We start from the raw sequence: 4,161 nt of genomic DNA, 5'->3' as shown, positions 1-4,161 counted from the left end.
GCCAGGGCGGTGCCTGGGCCCCGCCGGAGCAGCCGCGGCACGCCGGTGGCTTCCAGCCGTGGGGTGAGCCGCCTGTCGCGCCGCCGCAGCAGCCCGGCACCGAGCCGGAGAACAACGACTGGGAAGGGCCGAACGGCCGCCGCTGACCGGCGGCCAACTACGCTCGACCGTCGGATGCCGGACCATCACCGGCGTCGACATGTGGAGGTGCGGAGAAGTGTCGGCCAACAAGAAGGTCGCTGAGCCAACAGGGAACGGGTCGATCGCCGACGGCGAACTCGGCTCGACGAGCCCGACGGACCTGACGGCGCTGGCCACCGGTCGTCCGTTCGATCAGGACCGGGCCGAGCGCGCGGTCAGGGAACTGCTGCTCGCGGTCGGCGAGGATCCGGACCGTCCCGGTCTGCTCGACACCCCGGCCCGGGTGGCGCGCGCCTACCGGGAAATGTTCGCCGGGCTCTACACCGAGCCCGACGAGGTACTGGCGACGACCTTCGACGAGGGTCACCAGGAGCTCGTGCTGGTCCGCGACATCCCGATGTTCTCCACCTGCGAGCACCACCTGGTGTCCTTCCACGGCGTCGCGCACGTCGGCTACATCCCGGGCACCCACGGCCGGGTCACCGGCCTGTCCAAGCTGGCCCGCGTCGTGGACCTCTACGCCAAACGCCCGCAGGTGCAGGAGCGGCTGACCAGTCAGATCGCCGACGCGGTGATGCGCAGGCTGGATCCGCGCGGCGCGATCGTCGTGATCGAGGCCGAGCACCTGTGCATGGCCATGCGCGGCATCCGCAAGCCGGGCGCGAGCACCACCACCTCGGCGGTGCGCGGCCTGTTGCAGACCAACGCCGCCTCGCGTTCCGAGGCGCTGGACCTGATCCTGCGCAAATGAGCGAGCACCTCGTGACCGCGCCGCGAGGTGGCCGCTCGTGTGTGGTCATGGGTGTGGTGAACGTGACCGGGGATTCGTTCTCCGACGGTGGCCGCTATCTCGATCCCGACCTCGCGATCGCGCACGGTATCGCGCTGTACGCGGCCGGTGCCGACATCGTCGACGTCGGCGGTGAGTCGACCAGGCCCGGCGCCGACCGGGTCGATCCGGCCACCGAGGCGGGCCGGGTGGCCCCGGTGATCCGCGGTCTGGTCGCCGCGGGCGTGCCGACCAGCGTCGACACCATGCGCGCCGAGGTCGCCGAGGCGGCGCTGGACGCCGGTGTCGCGGTGATCAACGACGTCTCCGGCGGGCGCGCGGACCCGAACATGGTGAAGGTCGTCGCCGAGTCCGGGGTGCCGTGGATCCTCATGCACTGGCGCGCGGGCGCCGACTACCGCCACACCGGCCCCGCCGACCACTACGACGATGTCGTGGCCGAGGTGCGCGCCGAGCTCAGCGCCCAGGTCGACCTGGCCGTCGCCGCCGGTGTCGCCCCCGAGCGGCTGATCCTGGACCCCGGCCTCGGCTTCGCCAAGAACGCCGAGCACAACTGGGAACTGCTCGGCGCGCTGCCCGAGCTGGTCGCGGGCGGGCTGCCGATCCTGATCGGTGCCTCCCGGAAACGTTTCCTCGGCGCGCTGCTGGCCGACGCGTCCGGCCCGCGTCCGCCGGACGGCAGGGAGACGGCCACCGCCGCGGTCTCGGCGATCGCCGCCAGCCAGGGCGCGTGGGGTGTGCGGGTGCACGATGTGCGTGCCTCGCTGGACGCGATCGCCGTCGTCGACGCGTGGCGCCGAGCCACTGCCGCCCGAGGAGTCTCCCGATGAACTCACCGCTGCTGCCCCCGCCCGCGGGCAGGCCCGCGACCTCGCGGATCGAGCTGCGCGGTCTGCGCGTGTTCGGCAGGCACGGCGTGTTCGACTTCGAACGCCGCGACGGTCAGGAGTTCGTCGTCGACCTGACGGTGTGGGTCGATTTCGCCGCGGCCGCCGCCTCCGACGACCTGGCCGACACCGTCGACTACGGCGCGCTGGCCGAGCGCGCGGTCAACATCGTCGCCGGTCCGCCGCGCGATCTGATCGAGACCGTGGTCTCCGAGATCGCCGACGATGTGATGACCGACCCGCGCATCGAGGCGGTGGAAGCCGTGGTGCACAAGCCGTCCGCGCCGATTCCGCACACCTTCGCCGACGTGCGGGTGGTGGCGACGCGCTACCGCACGATCGAGCCGGGGCCGCGCCGATGAGTCGCGCCGTCCTGTCGATCGGCTCGAACCTGGGCGACCGGCTCGGGCATCTGCGCGATGTCGTTGCCGCGCTGGGGGAGCGGGCGCTCGCGGTCTCGCCGGTCTACACGACCGCGCCGTGGGGCGGCGTCGAACAGGACGACTATCTCAATGCCGTTGTCGTGGCCGAGGATCCGGGCTTCGACGACTACGCCTGGCTGCGGTTCGGCCAGGACCTCGAGCAGGCGTCGGGCCGGGTCAGGGAGATCCGGTGGGGCGCGCGCACACTCGACGTCGACGTGGTCACCTGCACCGACGACACCGGCGCCGGGATCGTCCGCGCCGGTGATCCCGCGCTGATCCTGCCCCATCCGCAGGCCCACCACCGGGCGTTCGTGCTGGTCCCGTGGCTCGACGTGGAGCCGTCGGCGCGGCTGCGGGTCGACGGCGTCGACGTGTCGATCGCCGAGCTGCTGGCCGGCCTCGCGCCGGCCGAGCGGGCCGGGGTGGTGCGAACCGATCTGGTGTTGCGGGACGAGAGCGCTCGCCCGTGCTGAAGCCGACCAGAGTGCTCGATCTGGCGCTGAACGTGGTGGTCGCCGCGGCGATCGCCTGGATCGCCACCCGCTTCGCCTATTCGACCTTCCCGACCATCTCGGTCGCGGCGGGCGCCTCGCTGCTGCCGGTCGCCGCGATCGAGGCGGCGCTGGGCTTCGTCATCAAGGCCAAGATCGCCGACGAGAAGATCGGCGACGGCCCGAACGAATTGCATCCGATCAACGTGGCCCGCGCCGCGGCGCTGGCGAAGGCCTCGATGCAGGTGGGTTCACTGGCCGCCGGGGTGTGGCTCGGCTTCCTACTGTGGGTATTCCCACAGCGCGGCACCCTGACGGCGGCCGCCGCGGATTCGCCGGGCGCGGTCGTCGGCCTGCTCGCCGGTTCCGCCCTGGTTGCTGCGGCTTTGTGGCTGGAGTATTGCTGCCGGGCCCCCGAGGAACCGCCGGACGAACCCGCTACTACCTAGCAACTTGCGGATGGAATCACCGCCGGGTTCGGTGGGCCGACCAGCAGTTTCCGGCTACCCTGGCCCACATGGTTTCACCCTCCCGTAGCACTCCGCCCCGTCGACGGCGGGACGACGCGGGAAAGCTCTTCATCGGCGCCCTCATTCTCCTAGGCCTGACGGCAAGCGTTTTCCTGATCTTCAGCGAAAACGTCCAATACGTACGAGTAGGCCTGGTAGCGGCCCTGTGGGCGGCGGTGATCGGCGCCCTCGCGGCGACCCGCTACCGCAAGGACGCGGCGGTCGACAAGGCGAAGGTGCGCGATCTCCAGACGGTGTACGAGTTGCAGCTCGAACGCGAGATCAACGCCCGCCGCGAATACGAGATGGGGGTCGAGGCGCGGGTGCGCGCCGAAGTCGGCGCCGACGCCTCGGAGATCGCGGCGCTGCGCGCCGAGCTCACCCTGCTCCGCCAGAACCTGCAGGTCCTCTTCGACGGCCCGCTGCCCGACGAGCAGCCTGCCCTGCAAGCCGACGCGGTCCGCATCGATGCCCTGCCCGCCGGTGGCTTCGACGCGTTCGACGACGCGGACCACGATTTCGCCGATAGCCCGGTGGATGCCAACGCCGCCTGGTTCGGTCCGTGGCAGCAACCGCCGAGCGCACTGAAACCCGTCTTCATGCAGCCGGTTTCGGCCAATTTCGCCGACCCCTACGACGACCCGGTCACCGCCGAGACCTCCGCCGTCCAGCTCGACGACTACGCCGAGGCCCAGCAGGCCGAGGCCACGCAGCCCACGTCGGCGCCCGCCGCGCCGACCCCGCCGCCGTCGAACGGCAAGACCCCGCCGCCGCGCCTGTCGGCCCCGAACACCCGCAAGGTCGACGACTTCGGCGCGACGATCACCGACAGCGCCCCGGCCAACGCCGTCACCGGCTCGCAGGCCGCCACCGCCGCGACAGCCGCCGCCGACAACGCCCCAGCCAACGGCGTCACCG

The 4,161-nt window shown here is 71.8% G+C and carries 6 protein-coding genes; all 6 read left to right on the top strand.

What is annotated here, in order from left to right:
- Positions 1 to 262: 262 nt before the first annotated feature.
- On the top strand, positions 263 to 892 hold the full coding sequence (gene folE / locus V8688_RS31505) for a GTP cyclohydrolase I FolE (RefSeq protein WP_218720646.1): 630 nt from the start codon (positions 263 to 265) through the stop codon (positions 890 to 892).
- On the top strand, positions 889 to 1,761 hold the full coding sequence (folP, locus tag V8688_RS31500) for a dihydropteroate synthase (RefSeq protein WP_316573369.1): 873 nt from the start codon (positions 889 to 891) through the stop codon (positions 1,759 to 1,761). Before folE ends, folP begins: the two co-directional genes overlap by 4 nt.
- Entirely contained in the window at positions 1,758 to 2,180 is a 423-nt protein-coding gene (gene folB / locus V8688_RS31495; RefSeq protein WP_218720636.1) for a dihydroneopterin aldolase, read from the top strand. The genes folP and folB overlap by 4 nt, the downstream gene beginning before the upstream one ends.
- Positions 2,177 to 2,716, top strand: coding sequence for a 2-amino-4-hydroxy-6-hydroxymethyldihydropteridine diphosphokinase (folK, locus tag V8688_RS31490; RefSeq protein ID WP_342802338.1), 540 nt, complete (start codon positions 2,177 to 2,179; stop codon positions 2,714 to 2,716). The genes folB and folK overlap by 4 nt, the downstream gene beginning before the upstream one ends.
- Positions 2,710 to 3,183, top strand: coding sequence for a DUF3180 domain-containing protein (locus tag V8688_RS31485; protein ID WP_218720634.1), 474 nt, complete (start codon positions 2,710 to 2,712; stop codon positions 3,181 to 3,183). The genes folK and V8688_RS31485 overlap by 7 nt, the downstream gene beginning before the upstream one ends.
- Before the next feature lie 236 nt (positions 3,184 to 3,419).
- On the top strand, positions 3,420 to 4,161 hold a 742-nt coding region (locus tag V8688_RS31480; protein ID WP_342802337.1), incomplete at its 3' end, for a DUF6779 domain-containing protein.

This window comes from Nocardia sp. No.11, assembly GCF_038752175.1.
In the GTDB taxonomy this organism is placed as follows: domain Bacteria; phylum Actinomycetota; class Actinomycetes; order Mycobacteriales; family Mycobacteriaceae; genus Nocardia; species Nocardia canadensis.
Note: the sequence above shows the minus strand (reverse complement) of the source record. Positions and strands in the feature narration are given on the sequence as shown.